This is a genomic window from Asticcacaulis solisilvae, from assembly GCF_017875235.1.
In the GTDB taxonomy this organism is placed as follows: Bacteria; Pseudomonadota; Alphaproteobacteria; order Caulobacterales; family Caulobacteraceae; genus Asticcacaulis; species Asticcacaulis solisilvae_A.
In genome coordinates, this window is record NZ_JAGGMI010000001.1 from 563,469 (window position 1) to 580,045 (window position 16,577).

At 61.2% G+C, this 16,577-nt stretch carries 17 protein-coding genes; 9 read left to right on the plus strand and 8 right to left on the minus strand.

Translation table 11 applies throughout. The annotated features are described in order from the left end of the window. Positions 1–121: 121 nt before the first annotated feature. On the minus strand, positions 122–1,816 hold the full coding sequence (locus J2X24_RS02530; protein ID WP_209716086.1) for a GMC oxidoreductase: 1,695 nt from the start codon (positions 1,814–1,816) through the stop codon (positions 122–124). Positions 1,817–1,922: 106 nt separating this feature from the next. Then, positions 1,923–2,513 (minus strand): gluconate 2-dehydrogenase subunit 3 family protein, encoded by a 591-nt coding sequence (locus tag J2X24_RS02535; RefSeq protein ID WP_209716089.1) that lies wholly within the window; start codon positions 2,511–2,513, stop codon positions 1,923–1,925. 253 nt (positions 2,514–2,766) lie between these two features. On the opposite strand from J2X24_RS02535, the gene J2X24_RS02540 reads away from it, so the two are divergent. Beyond that, positions 2,767–3,624 carry an endonuclease/exonuclease/phosphatase family protein gene (locus J2X24_RS02540; protein WP_209716092.1) on the plus strand — a complete coding sequence of 286 codons (858 nt, stop codon included), beginning with the start codon at positions 2,767–2,769 and terminating at the stop codon, positions 3,622–3,624. Here J2X24_RS02540 and J2X24_RS02545 read toward each other — a convergent pair. Then, on the minus strand, positions 3,611–4,729 hold the full coding sequence (locus tag J2X24_RS02545) for a hypothetical protein (protein ID WP_209716095.1): 1,119 nt from the start codon (positions 4,727–4,729) through the stop codon (positions 3,611–3,613). The two genes, J2X24_RS02540 and J2X24_RS02545, sit on opposite strands and share 14 nt — an antisense overlap. A 350-nt stretch (positions 4,730–5,079) precedes the next feature. Here J2X24_RS02545 and groES point away from each other — a divergent pair, with 350 nt between their 5' ends. The 3 genes from groES to J2X24_RS02560 all read left to right on the plus strand — a co-directional run bounded on the left by groES (position 5,080) and on the right by J2X24_RS02560 (position 8,058). Continuing rightward, positions 5,080–5,367, plus strand: a complete 288-nt coding sequence (gene groES, locus J2X24_RS02550; RefSeq protein WP_192621960.1) for a co-chaperone GroES — start codon at positions 5,080–5,082, stop codon at positions 5,365–5,367. Between the two features lie 32 nt (positions 5,368–5,399). Further along, positions 5,400–7,046 carry a chaperonin GroEL gene (gene groL / locus J2X24_RS02555; RefSeq protein ID WP_209716098.1) on the plus strand — a complete coding sequence of 549 codons (1,647 nt, stop codon included), beginning with the start codon at positions 5,400–5,402 and terminating at the stop codon, positions 7,044–7,046. Between the two features lie 187 nt (positions 7,047–7,233). Continuing rightward, a complete protein-coding gene (locus tag J2X24_RS02560; RefSeq protein ID WP_209716100.1) occupies positions 7,234–8,058 on the plus strand; it encodes a DUF3800 domain-containing protein in 825 nt (274 codons plus the stop codon). A gap of 67 nt (positions 8,059–8,125) precedes the next feature. Here the strand turns inward: J2X24_RS02560 and pelA are convergent, their stop codons facing one another. Together pelA and J2X24_RS02570 are read right to left on the minus strand one after the other, a co-directional pair. Beyond that, positions 8,126–9,415, minus strand: a complete 1,290-nt coding sequence (gene pelA / locus J2X24_RS02565; RefSeq protein ID WP_209716103.1) for a pectate lyase — start codon at positions 9,413–9,415, stop codon at positions 8,126–8,128. Positions 9,416–9,477: 62 nt separating this feature from the next. Further along, positions 9,478–9,903 (minus strand): hypothetical protein, encoded by a 426-nt coding sequence (locus J2X24_RS02570; protein WP_209716105.1) that lies wholly within the window; start codon positions 9,901–9,903, stop codon positions 9,478–9,480. 262 nt (positions 9,904–10,165) lie between these two features. Here J2X24_RS02570 and gnd point away from each other — a divergent pair, with 262 nt between their 5' ends. Beyond that, positions 10,166–11,176 carry a phosphogluconate dehydrogenase (NAD(+)-dependent, decarboxylating) gene (gene gnd / locus J2X24_RS02575; RefSeq protein ID WP_209716108.1) on the plus strand — a complete coding sequence of 337 codons (1,011 nt, stop codon included), beginning with the start codon at positions 10,166–10,168 and terminating at the stop codon, positions 11,174–11,176. 17 nt (positions 11,177–11,193) lie between these two features. On the opposite strand, the gene J2X24_RS02580 is transcribed toward gnd, so the two are convergent. Next, the gene (locus tag J2X24_RS02580) at positions 11,194–11,574 is read right to left on the minus strand and encodes a hypothetical protein (RefSeq protein WP_209716111.1); all 381 of its coding nucleotides are present in this window, start codon (positions 11,572–11,574) and stop codon (positions 11,194–11,196) included. A 117-nt stretch (positions 11,575–11,691) separates the two neighbouring features. Next, a complete protein-coding gene (locus J2X24_RS02585; protein ID WP_209716114.1) occupies positions 11,692–12,210 on the minus strand; it encodes a hypothetical protein in 519 nt (172 codons plus the stop codon). Between the two features lie 216 nt (positions 12,211–12,426). Between J2X24_RS02585 and J2X24_RS02590 the strand changes: the two genes are divergently transcribed. Further along, a complete protein-coding gene (locus J2X24_RS02590) occupies positions 12,427–13,176 on the plus strand; it encodes an SDR family oxidoreductase (RefSeq protein WP_209716116.1) in 750 nt (249 codons plus the stop codon). Between the two features lie 59 nt (positions 13,177–13,235). Here the strand turns inward: J2X24_RS02590 and J2X24_RS02595 are convergent, their stop codons facing one another. Beyond that, positions 13,236–14,243 (minus strand): retroviral-like aspartic protease family protein, encoded by a 1,008-nt coding sequence (locus J2X24_RS02595; RefSeq protein ID WP_209716119.1) that lies wholly within the window; start codon positions 14,241–14,243, stop codon positions 13,236–13,238. Between the two features lie 84 nt (positions 14,244–14,327). Between J2X24_RS02595 and J2X24_RS02600 the strand changes: the two genes are divergently transcribed. The 3 genes from J2X24_RS02600 to J2X24_RS02610 all read left to right on the plus strand — a co-directional run bounded on the left by J2X24_RS02600 (position 14,328) and on the right by J2X24_RS02610 (position 16,391). Next, the gene (locus J2X24_RS02600; protein ID WP_209716122.1) at positions 14,328–14,630 is read left to right on the plus strand and encodes a YciI-like protein; all 303 of its coding nucleotides are present in this window, start codon (positions 14,328–14,330) and stop codon (positions 14,628–14,630) included. Between the two features lie 83 nt (positions 14,631–14,713). Continuing rightward, entirely contained in the window at positions 14,714–15,658 is a 945-nt protein-coding gene (locus J2X24_RS02605; protein ID WP_209716125.1) for a glucokinase, read from the plus strand. 52 nt (positions 15,659–15,710) lie between these two features. After that, on the plus strand, positions 15,711–16,391 hold the full coding sequence (locus tag J2X24_RS02610) for a peptidylprolyl isomerase (RefSeq protein WP_209716128.1): 681 nt from the start codon (positions 15,711–15,713) through the stop codon (positions 16,389–16,391). The last annotated feature ends 186 nt before the right edge of the window (positions 16,392–16,577 follow it).

The following is a 16,577-nucleotide window of genomic DNA, read 5'->3' on the forward strand; positions in this document are numbered from 1 at the left end:
TACGGGGAGAAGGTGGTTCGCGATTGAGCGAACCGGATGAGGGGCAATGGAACCTTCCACACGCGCGGAAAGAGGCCCCTCACCCCGGCCCTCTCCCCGTAAACGGGGAGAGGGGGGATAATTAAATCACACCCGCCTTGAACTGCTTGGCGGCATAGTCGGCGGCGCGGGCCGTAAAGGCCATGAAGGTGAGCGACGGATTGACACAGGAGGTCGAGGCCATCTGCGCGCCGTCGGTGACAAAGACATTCGGCGCATCATGCAGCTGGCTCCACTTGTTGACGACCGAATCGTTCGGATCGTTGCCCATGCGCGCCCCGCCCATTTCATGGATGGCGTCGCCGGGCACATGGACGTCCTGGTTGCCGTAGACGTTCTTGAGGCCCGCCGCCGTCAGCATCTTCTTGCCGGTCTCCAGCGCGTCGGCCATCATCTTGTGCTCGTTTTCGCGGAAGGTCACGTTGAAGATGAGCTGCGGCACGCCATAGCGGTCGACCTTGGTCGGATGCAGGGTCAGGGTATTGTCCTTGTACGGCAGGCATTCGCCAAAGGCCGTCATGCCGAAGTTCCACGGACCGTACTTGCGCATGCCGTCCTTCATCTGGGCGCCGAAGCCGCCCGGATCAGCCGGACCGCGACCAGCGCCGCCCTGATAGCCGAAGCCGCGCAGGTAACCGACCTCTTCTTCGCCGGCGCGGCCGAGATTGCGGAAGCGCGGCACATAGATGCCGCCCGGACGACGGCCATATTCGATTGTGTCCTCAAAGCCTGGAACCTGGCCTCCGACCGAGACGCGGAAGATGTGGTCCATGACGTAGCGGCCGAGCGTCCCCGACCGGTTGGCGAAGCTGTCCGAGCGGCCTTCGGCGCGCGAATTGAGCAGCAGGTGGACCGACGAATTCGACGAGGCGCAGACAAAGACGATGCGCGAACGATAAACCTTGCCGACCTTTGTATTGGCATCGACGACGCGCACGCCGGTGACGCGCTTGGCTTTCTCGTCGTATTCAAGGCTGGTCACCACCGAGTCCGGCATGACGGTCAGGTTGCCTGTTGCCATCGCCGCCGGCAGGGTCGAGGCCTGGGTCGAGAAATAGGCGCCAAACGAGCATCCGCGCGCGCACTGCGACCGGTTCTGGCAGCGCGTCCGCCCCTGCTCCGGCTTGTCCTCGGTCATGTTGGCGTTGCGGATATGGATCAGCTTGCGGCCGGGATTGGCGGCTTCGAAGCGCGGCTTGACCCATTCCTCGGCGATGTTCATCGGGTGCGGCGGCTGGAATTCACCATCGGGCAGTTCGTCCAGGCCTTCCTTCGAACCGGCGATGCCCGCCCACTTTTCCACGTAGGAATACCACGGCGCGATGTCTTCGTAACGCACCGGCCAGTCATTACCGTAGCCGTCCTTCTTGTTGGCCTCGAAGTCGACGGCGTTCCAGCGTAAAGACACCCGGCCCCAGGTGATCGACTTGCCGCCGAAGATCGCCGGCCTTACCCAGCGATAGGCTTTCGAGTCTTCGTAGGCGTACGGGTTGAGGCGGTCATTGTTGAAGTACTGGATGCGGTCGGAGCCATCAGCCCCGCCGAAACGGCTCTGGAAATAGTCGCTGGCGACGAGTTCCTTAGGCACCCGGCCACGATAGGGCATCTCCCATGCGCCCTTGCCGTCGTAAGGGTAGTCGCCGTGTTCGACCATGCGGCCGCGGTCGAGCATCAGGACCTTCAGGCCCTTTTCGGTCAGTTCCTTGGCGGCCCACCCGCCGCTGATTCCCGATCCGATGACGATCGCATCGAAATCATATGTTCCGGCCTGAGCCATAGTCTTTAACCTCCGGGGAAGCTCGTCTGCGCGAGCTTTGTATTCGATTACAATTTACAGCCATGCGCCCGGCGACAACGGCCCGGGCTGGCGATACGATGAAATATCAGCCCGCAAAAATGCGGCCGACCTTGGCGTAAGGGTAGTGGCCGTCATATTCGCCGGGCACCGGCAGGTAGGACCGCTCGATCGTGACGCCGGTTTCCGAAGTATAATAGCCGGTCAGAACCATCTGGCGCAGCGACGCCCAGAAATCGGCCGGCGCCGCCGTCACCTTGCCGGTCATCAGCGCGGTCAGGGCAGCGTCCTGATCCGCCGGCTTGGCCTTGGCGAAACCGGCGCTGTGGGCGGCAAGCGCATCCAGCCCCTTGATGAAACTATCGCGTTCCGGCGCAGTGAAAAAATCCACCAGCATCATTTCGATGTAGTCGGGGACGCCGGCGGCGATGGCGCCCGGCGTATCGGTCGTGGGCACAATGCGCTCACTGGCGGCCTCAAGGACGGCGCGCTGCGCCGGATTGAGAACTTTTCGCGATGGCGCAAAACCACCGGTCAGGCCGGTCGCATCCGCTTCGGCGGCACGCGCCAGGGGAGCGATCAGGGCGGAACCGAAAAGGGTAACAAAGGCGGCGACGCCCAGCAGGCCGCGCCGGTTCAGATGCAGGGAGTCCCCCTGTGGGGTTGTATCAAAGGACATATCGCGGGCCGCTTCCTCGCTTGTTTGCACGCATTTATCGGCGGGCGTCCCGGAGCCCGTCCATTTTGTGGGGACGCGTCTCCCCCGCGCCCGGCGGCATACAAGCATGGATTCTTCGTAGCCACAAGACCATGACGCGCCTAAGGTCATCGATGTCGCCGCGGCGCCAGCGGGTTGCCGCGATGTGGTCCAGGCCGCCATAATAGCGTCATCACGCCTCTGCTAAACAACCGCCAAGTTCCGGAGGTCCGCCATGATTCGTCAGCCTGTTCTCGCCTTTGCCGCCTTGCTCGCGCTTGCCCTGCCCGCCGCCGCCGAAACCGCCAAAGCGGACCCTTTGCGCGTAATGAGCTACAATATCCGCTACGACAATCCGTCCGACGTGCCGCCGTGGCCGGAACGCCGCCCCCACATGGCGCGCCAGATCGCCTTCCTTGCACCGGACATTATCGGCCTTCAGGAAGCCCTGCTGCCCATGGTCGATGCGCTGGTGGCGGATCTTCCGGGCTATGGCCGCTACGGCGTTGGGCGCGATGACGGCGAGGCCGAGGGCGAAACCACGACGGTGCTTTACCGCACCGACCGCTTCGACCTGGTCAAGGCGGAGACCACCTGGTGTTCGAAGACGCCCAATGTCCCCAGCAAGGATTACGACGCCAACCTGCCGCGCACCCTTACGCGGCTGATCCTGCGTGAGAAAGCATCCGGCCGGCTGCTGGACGTACGCAACGCCCACTTCGATCATATCGGCGCCGTCGCGCGTGAGAAATGCGCCAAGCAGATCGAAGCCACGCCCATCTGGCCAAAGGCCGATATCGTCGTTCTGGGTGATTTCAACAGCGGCCCGGACAGCGCACCCTATCGCGTCCTGACCGACGACAAGGGCCTGAAGCTGGCCGATGCCCACACACTCGCCAAAACCGCGTTCGGACCGAGGGGCACATTCAACGGCTTCGACATCGCGAAATCCGGCGACGCCATCGACCACATCTTCGTCAGCCGCGACACAGTCGTGATCCGATATGGCGTCCTCACCGACTCGTTCGACGGCAAGGTCATCTCGGATCACTTCCCGGTCGTGGCGGACCTGGCTTTACCTAATCCCCGATAAAGACGCAGGACAGGCTTTCGTCGAAGTCGAGCAGGGTGTCGGCATAGTCGAGCGGCGTCAGCCGCCGCGCAGGGCCGCCGCTCATCCGGTACGACCAGAAGGACGCGATGTGCGTCAGTATGCCGACGTGCTCACCCAGTTCGAAGAACATCTTTGGTCCATCGAGCAGGAACTGGCGGAACGGTCCCGGATCATGGCCTTCGATCAGCGCCGCATATGAGGCGTCATAGTGATGCAGGATGTTGCCGACATTGCCAAGCGCCGTCAGGATACGCTTGGCCAGGCGCGGCCGGACGGTGGTCAGCAGTTCCTTCACCTCGGCGTCGATCAGCCCGATCGGCTGGTATTTCGCCAGGCCGTCGATGACCGCACGCAGTTCCGACTGCAGGTCGAGGTGGCGCCATTTGAAATAGAGAAACCCGCGCCACGAAAAAATGCCGTCGGCGAACTGGCTTGGGCTCAAGCGCAGGGTCGCCTTCAGCGGCTCCAGCTCCTTGTCCAGGCTGTCCGACAGGATCTTGCCGGTAAAACGCATCGATGCCGCCTTGGCGCCGTCCTGGTAGGCGATATTGATCAGCCGCTCGATTTCCTGGTTGGCGAAGGTGATCATGCTGGAAATGTCGTTGGCCGAGATGCGCAGGTAACAGGCCGCCGGCTGGATGCCCTTGCGCGCCAGCGATTCCCGCAGCAGGAACGGGTCCAGCGACGGCAGGGTGTCCAGCACCGCCAGGGTCTCCATATCCGTCTGGCCCTGGCCGTCCGATGTCGATAGCAGCGCGCGGATGCTGCGGTCGTAGCCGTATTGATTGATGAAGAAGGCCTCGCCGCCCAGCCGCAGGTCGTTGGGGTCGAACGGCATGATGATCTTGGTCGCCGAGCGGCGCGGCTTCTGGAACAGCTCCAGCTCGTTCGGACGCAGGGTGTGCTTGATCAGCACCGCCTTGTTCAGCTTGCCATTCCTGAAGAAGGGCTTGATGCCGTAGTCCGGGTCACTGGCGCTCTGGCTGTGGACATGCGCCAGGTTGAGGATGCGGCTGGTCGAGGCCGTTTCGGTGATATTGGCCAGGTTGCGAAAATCGCGCTTGGACTTGGACGCCATCAGCATGACATCGGTCTTGCGCTCTGAACGCTATCGGCGCCGTCAATAAACCTAGAACGTGTCAATGTCCTGCCCCCTGAACGTCATCCGCCACAACCACGATGTGATCACAGAAAACGATTGCTCTGACTGCGTTAGCCGAAACGTGGTAAACAAAGCGCTACCATTTCAAAAAAGGACGGTATGGTATGTGATTATTTGGAACAGCAATATTTCAGTTCGTAAGATCGCTTTCACAAAAAATTCCACTTACGCCTTCTTGACACAAATTGACCTCGCGACTACCTCAAGCGCGCCGTTAGCACTCACACCAATCGAGTGCTAACACACTTACACTTTCATCTGGAGGATATCCCATGAGCTTTCGCCCGTTAGGCGACCGCGTCCTGGTCAAGCGTGTTGAAGAAGAAGCCAAGACCAAGGGCGGCATCATCATTCCGGACACCGCCAAGGAAAAGCCGCAGGAAGGCGAAGTCGTCGCCGTTGGCCCCGGCGCCCGTAACGACAAGGGCGAGCAAGTCGCGCTCGACGTCAAGGCCGGCGACCGTATCCTGTTCGGCAAGTGGGGCGGCACCGAGGTCAAGCTGAACGGCGAAGACCTGCTGATCCTGAAAGAATCCGACATCCTCGGCATCGTATCCTAATCTTTTGAATTTCCATAAAGGAGTCACGAACAATGGCTGCTAAAGACGTACTGTTTGCTTCGGACGCGCGCGACAAGATCCTGCGCGGCGTCAACATCCTCGCCAATGCGGTGAAGGTCACTCTGGGCCCCAAGGGCCGCAACGTCATCCTGGAAAAGTCCTTCGGCGCCCCGCGTTCGACCAAGGACGGCGTCTCGGTCGCCAAGGAAATCGAACTTTCGGACAAGTTCGAAAACCTGGGCGCCCAGCTGATCCGCGAAGTCGCCTCGAAGACCAACGACAAGGCCGGTGACGGCACCACGACCGCCACGGTCCTGGCGCAGGCCATCGCCGTCGAAGGCCTGAAGTCGGTTGCCTCGGGCCGCAACCCGATGGACCTGAAGCGCGGCATCGACAAGGCTGTCGGCGTCGTCGTCGAGCAGATCAAGGCCTCGTCGAAGAAGGTCACGACCAACGCGGAAATCGCCCAGGTCGGCACCATCTCGGCCAATGGCGACACCGAAGTCGGTGAAATGATCGCCCGCGCCATGGAAAAGGTCGGCAACGAAGGTGTCATCACCGTCGAAGAAGCCAAGACCGCCGAAACCGAGCTGGACGTCGTCGAAGGCATGCAGTTCGACCGCGGCTACCTGTCGCCGTACTTCATCACCAACCCGGACAAGATGGAAGCGGTCCTCGAAGACCCGTACATCCTGGTGTTCGACAAGAAGATCTCGTCGCTGCAGCCCATGCTGCCGATCCTGGAAGCCGTCGTCCAGTCGGGCCGTCCGCTCCTGATCATCGCCGAGGACGTCGAAGGCGAAGCCCTGGCGACCCTGGTCGTCAACCGTCTGCGTGGCGGCCTGCGCGTCGCCGCCGTCAAGGCCCCTGGCTTCGGCGACCGCCGCAAGGCCATGCTGGAAGACATCGCCGTCCTGACCGCCGGCCAGGTCATCAGCGAAGACCTGGGCATCAAGCTCGAGACCGTTTCGCTCGACATGCTGGGCCGCGCCAAGAAGGTCACGATCACCAAGGAAAACACCACCATCGTCGATGGCGTCGGTGAAAAGTCCGAGATCGAAGGCCGCGTTTCGCAGATCAAGAAGCAGATCGAAGAAACCACGTCGGACTACGACCGTGAAAAGCTGCAAGAGCGTCTGGCCAAGCTGGCCGGCGGCGTCGCGGTTATCCGCGTCGGTGGCTCGACCGAAGTCGAAGTGAAGGAAAAGAAGGACCGCGTCGACGACGCCCTGAACGCCACGCGCGCTGCCGTGGACGAAGGCATCGTCCCGGGCGGTGGCACGGCCCTGCTGAAGGCGTCGAAGGCCCTCGAAACCCTCGAAGGCGCCAATGACGACCAGACGGCCGGCATCAACATCGTCCGTCGCGCCCTGCAGGCCCCGATCCGTCAGATCGCCGAAAACGCCGGCGTCGAAGGTTCGGTCGTCGTCAACAACGTGCTTGGCAACGACTCGACGACCTACGGCTTCAACGCCCAGACGGAAAAGTATGTCGACCTGGTTGCTGATGGCGTCATCGACCCGGCCAAGGTTGTCCGCACGGCTCTGCAAGACGCCGCTTCGGTGTCGGGCCTGCTGATCACGACGGAAGCCGCCGTGGTCGAAAGCCCCAAGAAGGACGCGGCGCCGGCGATGCCGGGCGGCGGCGGAATGGGCGGCATGGGCGGTATGGATTTCTAATCCAGCCTCTCAGCTCTCAGCTGGAAATGGAAAGAGCGGGTCGCAAGACCCGCTCTTTTTGTATGCATTTACTTGAACGCTTGAATCTACTATCATCACGAACTAAATCAGCCCTCCTAGGAGAATCACCTTCAACATTCACAAGATAAAGCCGACGCAAGAATTTTCAGAACCAAATTACGAGTACGTGTTATACGTAGACGAAGCTGGTGACGACTCAACCCGATCTGTAACCCCCATTGACAAAAAAGGAGGAACAGAATGGTTTATTCTATCTGGAATATTAGTTCGAAAGTGCAACGAGCATCTTGTAGATGAGTGGATTACCAACATTCGATTGCAAGTTGGTCAAGTCCAAGGCGATGGGCTACACTACCGAAAAATGTCTCCACATTTTAGAGCTAAGTGCTGCAACTTAATATCGGAGCTTCCCATAAGATGCTTCACGGTGGCGTCTAACAAGAAAAATATGAGAGGGTATGATAACCCAAGAGCATCCGTTCAAAATAATCCTAATTGGTTTTATAATTTTTGCCTTCGTATATTGTTAGAACGCGCAACAGAATTATGCGCCTACGATGCCTCGAGGTGTTACAAATCTACCAAGAAATTAAAGATAATATTTAGTCAAAGAGACAATCACTCTTACAGCCAAACATCCGCCTATATTGATAAACTTATAAATCAAGCTCGTTCAGGAAAAACATATTTAAATACACGGGAAATAAAAGCCGAGGTTCTTGACAGAAGGCTGATTGAATCAATTCCCCACTCCTGCAATGGCGGATTACAACTCGCCGATATTGCCGCAAGTGCATTTTATCAAGCGGTGGAAACATCGAACCATAAGGCTTGGACAGCTGCAAATGCCATGACGTTGATGCCCATTATGGCACGTAAAAAGGAGCGGATCGCGCAGCAAGGACTTGTTTTGCTCCCCTCCAATTACTGGGAGGCAAACTTAAATTCGAAACAAAAGCAGATATTCACCCATTACGGGTACGACATTTAATGCTCAATTTAAGTCTATGTTGAATGATAAATAAGAAGAGCAGCTCGCAAGCTTCTTTTCTTATTTATCAGGAATGCTTCGCGCTCCATTCCGCAAAGGCATCGATGGCCTTTTGCGGATTGCGGCTGTACCAGGCATAGCCCTTGCGGCCGCCTTTTTCGACGTCGGCGACGCTGTCGTAGATGATCTTGGCGCGGTCACCGAAGATGGGCTGCATCGTCTTGAGATCGAGGTAGCGGCCCCAAATGGGCAGAGCGCCGGGCTTTTCGATAAAGCGGCGGGCTCCGATGGCGTCGACGTAGGCAAAGTCCATGTCGCGGATCGCCTGGGCCCGCAGCGTAGCAATGCCCGTGCGGATCGCCGCCTTCATGCCGGCCGACGGATTGGGCAGCTTCATCATGTAGACCAGCAGCGACCCGCTGTCGGTCGTGCTCAAAGCCGGCATCTCGAAATTGCGCGCTGAACAGGGCGTCAAGGTCAGGGCATCATACTGCGGCGCCCACAGGGTCGGCTTGCCGTTGATCCGGACTTGAATGTTGAGGAAGACGTTCTGCGCCCGCTGTTCTGCCGCCAGCAGGCGCGGACGCAGATCCGCAGGCACAAAGGCGTAGTCGCCCTGCCCGCGCCCCGCTTCACCGACCAGCGACGTTACCGAAATCATCGCATTGTCGTTAAGCGTCAGGGCGTCGTGATAGCCGCCTTCCAGCGGCCAAACCTGCGGCCAGCCACCATTGGGGAACTGGGCATTGAGGAAATATTCCAGACCCCGGATCGCACTGGCCTTGGCGGCGGTGTCACCGGTCGCGGCGACAACCCGGGCCAGGAAGCGGATTTCGTGGATAGTGGCGCCGTTGTCGGTCGTGCCGACATAGTGCCAGCTGCGATCAGACGGGATGTCAAAGTCGCCGGTCGGGCGTACCGGTTCCTCACCGATGACATAGGCCTGGCCACGCTGGCGAGGCGGGGCATTACGCGGCTGGTTCTTGCCCCAGCCACCGGCCGGCGTCTGGAAGCTGATGATATTCGCGGTCAGCACCTTTGCCTCATCCGAGCCATACCATTCGGCGGGCTTGTCGAGCGGCATGGTGTTCTGGCCATTGCCGTCCTTGGGCGCTGCCGGGATTTCCGTCAGGCCTGTGCGTTCGGCGCGCAAAGCCGCGCGGTCGGCCGCCATCTGGGCTTCAGAACGCTTACGATAGGCCAGCCAGGCATCGCGTTCCTTGGCCGGCAAGGTATTGACGCGCTCAAGGCTTAGCGGCGGAAACGGCACATTGACGCCGACCTGCGCCGCCGAGGCGGCTGCCGGCGGCAGAAAGGGTAAGATGGCGAGGCTGGAGAGCAGGGCGCGGCGGTGCATGGCATTTCCTGTTATCGTTCTGACACCGGTATCATACGCGAGCCACCAGTAAATCCGTCGCTCTATTCGGCCGCCATCCGTGCCTGCAACGGCATCAGCAGGGCCGCACGCAGCAGTCTCAGTGCCGCATCATCGCCGTGCAGCTGGCGCGCGGCGGCGACGTCGAGAAACTCGATGTGGCCGAAGAGTTTCTGCGCTAGGTCGAGCGCCTCCAGCACTTTCAGGGGAATCTCCTGATCATTCGCGCGGAAACACAGCAGCGGCGTGTCGCGCGTGACCGGATTCGACTTGGTCATGCGGATGACGTCGAAAATGCGGTAATTGTTGAAATGGATGCTGAGGGCCAGCAGATGCGCCTCGCGCAGGCGATTGATGGCCTCGTCACCGGTCGCGACCGGCAACACTCCTGCCGCGCCACGCAACGCCCGGGCAACCAGGTCAGCGCCAGCGGGCGCATCGGCAACAAGAACGCGGTACTGTGTCATCATGGCGGACTCGGGCACAAACGTCGTCTTCCGCCCACGGAATATCCGCCGGCGGCTGCAGCCCATCCAGTTTTCCACCTGAAGGCTTTCAACCTATCTGTGTCGACATAAAAAATGGATTAGGATGTGCGTCCGCCGCAATGTGGTACCGTTACCTGAAATCAACGCTTTCATTCGCGTTTCAGCCGAACAGTGTTTGTGATTAGACTCCGAGCGGCTAACCAAGCATCTCTTGCGCACAAATGCGGTAAAGGGTGGTGGCGTTATGCGTCTGGGGATCGTCGGCTTGGGCCGGATGGGTGGCAATATCGCGCGCAGGCTGATGCGCGGCGGCCATGAAGTGGTGGTATTTGACCGCGATCCGGCGCTGCTGCGGCAATTGGCTTCCGAAGGCGCCATCGCCGCCGAAGGCCTATTCGACCTGCATCGCCGCCTGAGCGCGCCCACCAGCGCCTTCCTGGGCATGGGCAAGAAGAGCCAGGCCATCATGTGGGTCATGCTGCCGGCCGGCGCGCCCACCGAAGACACGATCGCGCAACTGGCCGACCTGGCCCAGCCCGGTGACGTCGTCATTGATGGCGGCAATACCATGTACAAGGACGATATCCGCCGGTCGAAAGTCCTGGCCAAGCGCGGCATCGACTATGTCGATGTCGGCACTTCCGGTGGCGTGTGGGGCCTGGAGCGCGGCTACTGCATGATGATTGGGGGCAAGGACACGGTCGTATCGGCGCTGGACCCGATCTTTGCGACCCTGGCGCCGGGTTATGGCGACATTGTTCGTACACCGCACCGCACCGAGCAGGACGACCGCGCCGAGCGCGGCTATATCCATGCCGGCCCTGCCGGCGCCGGCCACTTCGTCAAGATGGTCCACAATGGCATCGAATACGGCATGATGCAGGCCTTCGCCGAAGGCTTCGATATCATGGCCAACAAGACCTCTCCCCGCCTGCCGGAAGACGAGCGCTTCGAGCTGAACCTGACCGATATCGCCGAAGTCTGGCGGCGCGGCAGCGTAGTATCGTCTTGGCTGCTGGACCTGACCGCCCAGGCCCTGGCCAAGGACGGCAAGCTCGACGGCTTCTCGGGGCAGGTCGCGGACAGCGGCGAAGGCCAGTGGACGATCGAAGCCGCGATGGAAGAGGCCGTTCCCGCCCATGTGCTGACGGCGGCGCTCTATGCGCGCTACCGCTCGCGGACCGGCAATACCTTCGGCGAAAAAGTGCTTTCGGCCATGCGTTTCGGCTTCGGCGGCCACGTCGAAACAAAATAGACTTTAAAGCCAGCACTCTACTGGTCGATCGGCGTCCTGTGGGTCGTCCCCGTCGCCGCGCCGTTCTCGGTCGCGCCCGTCGTGGCGTCGGTAACTGTGCCGGCGCCCGCGCCGTCCGTTACCGTCCTGCCGGTTAGGGGCGTTTCCTGGGCTCTACCTTGGGGCGTATCCTGCCCTGCCTGTCGGGGCGTTTCGATAATGCCGCCATCAGCCGTTACACCGCCTGTCACAGGCTCATCAGCCGGCATGATGGGCGTGTCCGACGCGCCGCTCTGGCTTACGGCCGAAGCGACACCGTAGACAATGGCGACCGCCAAAATAATCAACAGGACGATCCAGACTGTGCGCCAGTTGCGGCGCGGCGTCATGTCGTCCGAGGCGTGATGCATAGTTGCCATGGGAGCTTCTCCATGTGTTCGCCCACCCATCGGAACCTGCACCTTTTGCGATAAATAGTCTGGCCGGGCCCCGCGTCAGAAAACAAAGGGGTGGCAAGGGCAAGGCGCGCGGATCGATCAGCCCAGGTCGCGCACGTAACTGCGGACGCGCAAGTTTCCGCGATCGAGGTCACGCCGGCCCGGGATAGGCCCAGGTTCGGCATTATAGCCCTCGCGGTTGTGGCCTTCGGACGTATCGCCGACCGCGGCGACCGACTCGCCGGTCCAGCCGTCTTCACGCCAGCTCTTTTCGTGCGCGTCGAGGTCGATCGGCGCATACCGATCAATGATGTCGATGGCCTCTGCGGCGCGCCCGGCGCTGACGTGCAAGGTGAGCAAAACCTTGCCGCGACGCACGGCCTCGCCATAGATGTCGGCGTCCCGGTCGCCGCTGAAGAAGTCCTTGATCGACTGCCACAGCCCCTTGTCATCGCCACCGTCGCCGGGTTTGCGCGACAGGGTGACATGGCTGAAACCCGCTGTGCGCAGGGCGTCATGCGCGCTTTCGGCCTCGCCCTGGCTATGGAACAGGGCAGCGATGGTGCGGTCTTCGGCGGTCGAGGCGCTACCGCCGGCAAAGGTATTGTAGTCGTCCATGACAAGGGCTCCGGAAAGGTGAACCCTGTCGTTTTACGCCCGCGGGCGATAATGTTCCCATCCGCGGGACCGGCCCAGGACTAAGGGTGCGGTAAAAAAACGGCCGCATGCCTTTGCGCGATTTTTTACAGAGCGCGGTGGCATCGCAAGCGACTTCTTACGGCGTTCAGGATGAGTGTGCCCGGCGATTTGCAACAGCCGGCACGGAGCCTCGCCATGACCATCGACCACGACACCCTCAAAGGTAAGCGCATACTTGTCACCGGCGGCACGACCGGCATAGGCCGGGCAACCGTCGCCTTGCTGGCCCAGGAAGGCGCGCGCGTCCTGACCTTCGGCCGTCATCAGCCCGAACTGGACGTGTCGCTGGACAATGCCCGCGGCAAGGCCGGCAACGGCGGCGAAGTCTTCGGCCTGACCGCCGATGTCGCGACGCGCGAAGGCGTCGAAACCGTATTCAAGGCCGTCGACGACCAACTGGGCGGAATCGACATCCTTATCAACAATGCCGGCCTGGCCGCCGAAGGCCCCCAGGACATGGACGAAGAGGCATGGCGCTACGTCGTCGAGACCAATTTCGTGGGTTACCTGTCGTGTGCCCGCGCCGCCATAAAGCGGATGGAAGGCCAGGGCGGCCAACTGGTCTTCATCGGTTCCGTCAGCGCCGATTTCAAATCGCCCGGCACCAGCACCTATGCCGCCACCAAGGCCGGCATAAGGGTCTTCGCCGAGACCCTGCGCAAGGAGGTGCAGGAAAAGAACATCAAGGTCACCCTGATCGAGCCCGGCTCGGTCGGCGCTGACATGCAGGAAAAGAGCCCGGAAGAGCAGCGCCAGGCCATCGAGAAGATGGAAATGCTCTACGCCGAGGAACTGGCCGAAACCATCCTGTTCACCCTGACGCGATCCGCGCGCACCGACGTCATTTCGATGCGCGTCGAGCCCCTGATGGAAAAAGCGCGGTAACGCTCCTTCGTATCGCGGCTTATGTCCGAAAACCGCTTCACTTTTTTTAGAAAGCGTTTTTAGCCACGCTGGATACGAATGGGTGCTGGCGGTGTCATCTCCGCCAGTTCAAAGCGGATTTCCTTCAGCCGGTAGTCTATGGAAACACTTGCGAACTGGCGCAGGAAGTCCATGCCAATCAGCATGGCGGGTTCGTTCCGCAGGTCAAAAGTGTCAAAGCTCGGCACATCGGCAATGACCAGCGAGCCGCTGGTGAATTGCAGACTCTGCAAGGCGATCTCGCGAATGGCGATCACTTCGCCATTGACCTGTGTGCCGGTAATGTCCCTGAGGATAGCTGGCCCCAGGACCGTGACACCCCGGCGGCGCTTGCGCAGCGCCGCCTCCAGCGCGGGATTTCCAACCGACAGTTCGGCGCCCGTATCGATGAAGGCCGACGCCCGGACGTTATCGACGAAACAATTGGTGGCGCGCAGCCGCCCCCCCACGCCCGAAGTCCTTATTCGCGTGGCGTTCAGGCCATTCGGCTCGAACCGCATCCTGGGCCGTTCGATCTTCAGGGCCTTTGCCGAGAAATCGAACGTGACACGGCTTTCACCGATAACATCCAGCCCCAGGAAGCCGTCCGCCTGAAGAAAGGACCGCGGCAGGATGGGCAGTTTCATATTCTCGTGGCGAAACGGCCCGACTCTGAGCTCCCCGACGGGCACCAGCCGTGTCTGGATGCGGCCCGTCACGCCTTCGACGGTAATCGGTGCGCCCGCAGGCAAGTTGAGCTGCGCGGCGACATTGTCCGCCAGCACCGTCAGTTCGGCGCCCGTATCAACGACAAAGTCATAGGGACCGCCGCCATTGATCATGACCTTTATCGTCAGGTGCTGGGAGACATTGCGGCCCGCGGTGACGGAGGCGACATCGCTGTCGGCCGCCACATTGGGCAACGGGCCGGGATCGGGGGGCGTAACCGTCTGGGCGGTCACCCCATAGGGCGTCAGTCCGGCAAGGCAGGCGGCACCCGCCAGAAAATGACGGCGCATCAGTTCGCCATTCGGCGTTTCCTGGACCATAAAACCCCCTTATCATAATTAACGCCACTATAGGCCCGATCGCGCCGGAACAACAGCGTTATCCTCCTACCGTCGAAGACCGCCATGAAACACTTCCTGCTCTTCTACAGCTTTGTTCCCGACTATCTGGAGCGCCGGACGCAATACCGCGACGCGCATCTGCAACTCGCCTGGCGGTCGGTGGAAGCCGGCGAACTGGTGCTGGGCGGCGCCTTGGCGGACCCGGTCGACAGCGGCCTGCTGCTTTTCCGGAGCGAAACGCAGAACGCCGCCGAGACCTTTGCCAGGACCGATCCTTACGTCACCAACGGGCTGGTGACGGCGTGGCATGTGCGTGAGTGGACCACTGTCGTTGGCCCGGACGCCGCCTGGCCGGTCCGGCCGTGACCGTTTGCAGTTTGTTATAAGAATCGGAACACTATCGCGCCAAAGCGGCACATGAGTAAAACAGCCGCGATGGGGAGTAGCGTATGACTGAGGTTCTGCTGTGCGATTTGTCGTTGGCGCCAACGATCAGCCTGGCCTTGTCGTCGCCCGGCCGCCGGCCCGGCGCGGTCTCGCGCGGACAGTGCACGACGCGCCAGGCTTTTGACGATACAGTCACCGGCTTCCTGGCCGACCACCAAAATCCCGGCCTGATCGGTGCGGCCCTGTCGGCGCGCGGCTGGGAACAAACCGACGGACTGCACCTTGTCGGCGTCGATTTCACTCTTGACCGCGAGTCCATCCGGTCCCTGCTGGGCATCCAGCGCGTCAACTTTCTCAACAATTTCGTGGCGCGCGCCCTGGCCGTGCCGGGGCTTGGCCGCGACGACCGCATCCAGATCTGCGGCGGCGAAATCACCAACGAGCACGCCATCGCCGTCCTGGGGCCCCATCACGGGCTGGGACTGGCGGCGCTGGTGTCGGACGGCATGGGCGGCTGGACCGCCCTGCACGGCGAAGGCGGCCATTCAGACCTGCCGGTCAAGACGGAACGGGAGTGGCGCATCGCTGAAGCCATCCGCGAGAAGAATGGCTATGTCTCGCGCGAATCCGGCATTTCAGTCAGCGGCCTGGCGGACATTTGGCATGCCCTGCACGTTATCGCCGGCGTACCCGTCCCTGCCCTCTCCTCCCATGAGATCATCGAAGCCGCGCGCGGCGGCAATGCCCGCGCCCGCGAGGCTATCGACGTCATGACCGCCTGGCTGGGGGCAATGGCGTCGGATGTGGCGTTGATTATGGGCACCAGCGGCGGGGTCTATCTGACCGGCGCCCTGCTCGACATGATCGGCGACTTGTTCGACGCGGCGGTCTTCACACAGCGGTATCTCGACAAGGGACCACGCAGCGGCTACGTCGCCGATATTCCCGTCTTTCGCACCCGCGCGGCGGACATGGAACTGGCGGGACTGGCCACGCTTTACGACTGATCGGGTTTGTGCCAACAAGTATCAAGAGCGTTTTTTGCGTTGGTGAGGCACAATGAGACGGAATTTCCTGGCGGCCGGACTGGCCCTTGCGACCACGACCCTGCTGGCGTGTTCCAAACCGCCTGAAGCCAAAAAAGCGGCGCCGCCTCCGCCGCCGGCGCCCCCTCCCCCGCCGCCCGAAACCGTGACGGTGCGAATCGACACCGCCAAGGGGCCGATCGTCATCCGTCTCGAGAACAAGAAGGCGCCGATCACCACCGCCAACTTCCTGCGCTATCTCGACGCCAAGAAGCTCAACGGCGCCTATTTCTGGCGCGCCATGAAGGGCTATCAGGGTTCAGGCTTCATCCAGGCCTCGGCCATCGGCCTCAAGTACCCGCCGATTCCGCACGAGCCGACAAGCCAAACCGGCCTCAGCCACACCAACGGCGCGATCTCCATGGGCCGCTACGATCTCAACACCGCCACCAATGAATTCGTCATCTGCGTCGGCGACATGACCTATATGGACGCTGGCCGCGACCCCAAGGGCGACAACCAGGGCTACGCCGCCTTCGGTTATGTCATCGAAGGCATGGACGTGGTGAAATCCATCCTGCGCGGCAAGATCCGCAAGGAAAAGGTCGATGGCGGCTGGGACGGCCAGATGCTGGCCGAACAGGTGCTGATCAATTCCGCGGTGCGGGTGAGTGGAACGGCGGGGACGACGTCAACGAGTGCGAGTGCGCCTTAGTCCCCTCTCCCCGTTTACGGGGAGAGGGCTAGGGTGAGGGGCTTTTTCAACTGGACTGATGCGTTGATGTATAGCGCGTATGGTTCAACCAACTCCAACAGTCACCTTATCGAAGCTAAGCGGTTAGAGTAAAAGTCTTGGACAAGCAGGCCCCTTACCCTAACCCTCTCCCCGTAAACGGGGAGA

Excerpts from the sequence above, each read along its gene's own strand:
- gnd (WP_209716108.1), top strand. The coding sequence starts at position 10,166 with ATGCGTCTGGGGATCGTCGGCTTGGGCCGGATGGGTGGCAATATCGCG.
- J2X24_RS02605 (WP_209716125.1), top strand. The coding sequence starts at position 14,714 with ATGACTGAGGTTCTGCTGTGCGATTTGTCGTTGGCGCCAACGATCAGC.
- J2X24_RS02610 (WP_209716128.1), top strand. The coding sequence starts at position 15,711 with ATGAGACGGAATTTCCTGGCGGCCGGACTGGCCCTTGCGACCACGACC.
- J2X24_RS02595 (WP_209716119.1), bottom strand. The coding sequence starts at position 14,243 with ATGGTCCAGGAAACGCCGAATGGCGAACTGATGCGCCGTCATTTTCTG.
- J2X24_RS02590 (WP_209716116.1), top strand. The coding sequence starts at position 12,427 with ATGACCATCGACCACGACACCCTCAAAGGTAAGCGCATACTTGTCACC.
- J2X24_RS02530 (WP_209716086.1), bottom strand. The coding sequence starts at position 1,816 with ATGGCTCAGGCCGGAACATATGATTTCGATGCGATCGTCATCGGATCG.
- J2X24_RS02585 (WP_209716114.1), bottom strand. The coding sequence starts at position 12,210 with ATGGACGACTACAATACCTTTGCCGGCGGTAGCGCCTCGACCGCCGAA.
- groL (WP_209716098.1), top strand. The coding sequence starts at position 5,400 with ATGGCTGCTAAAGACGTACTGTTTGCTTCGGACGCGCGCGACAAGATC.
- pelA (WP_209716103.1), bottom strand. The coding sequence starts at position 9,415 with ATGCACCGCCGCGCCCTGCTCTCCAGCCTCGCCATCTTACCCTTTCTG.
- J2X24_RS02535 (WP_209716089.1), bottom strand. The coding sequence starts at position 2,513 with ATGTCCTTTGATACAACCCCACAGGGGGACTCCCTGCATCTGAACCGG.
- J2X24_RS02570 (WP_209716105.1), bottom strand. The coding sequence starts at position 9,903 with ATGATGACACAGTACCGCGTTCTTGTTGCCGATGCGCCCGCTGGCGCT.
- J2X24_RS02600 (WP_209716122.1), top strand. The coding sequence starts at position 14,328 with ATGAAACACTTCCTGCTCTTCTACAGCTTTGTTCCCGACTATCTGGAG.
- J2X24_RS02540 (WP_209716092.1), top strand. The coding sequence starts at position 2,767 with ATGATTCGTCAGCCTGTTCTCGCCTTTGCCGCCTTGCTCGCGCTTGCC.
- J2X24_RS02545 (WP_209716095.1), bottom strand. The coding sequence starts at position 4,729 with ATGCTGATGGCGTCCAAGTCCAAGCGCGATTTTCGCAACCTGGCCAAT.
- groES (WP_192621960.1), top strand. The coding sequence starts at position 5,080 with ATGAGCTTTCGCCCGTTAGGCGACCGCGTCCTGGTCAAGCGTGTTGAA.
- J2X24_RS02580 (WP_209716111.1), bottom strand. The coding sequence starts at position 11,574 with ATGGCAACTATGCATCACGCCTCGGACGACATGACGCCGCGCCGCAAC.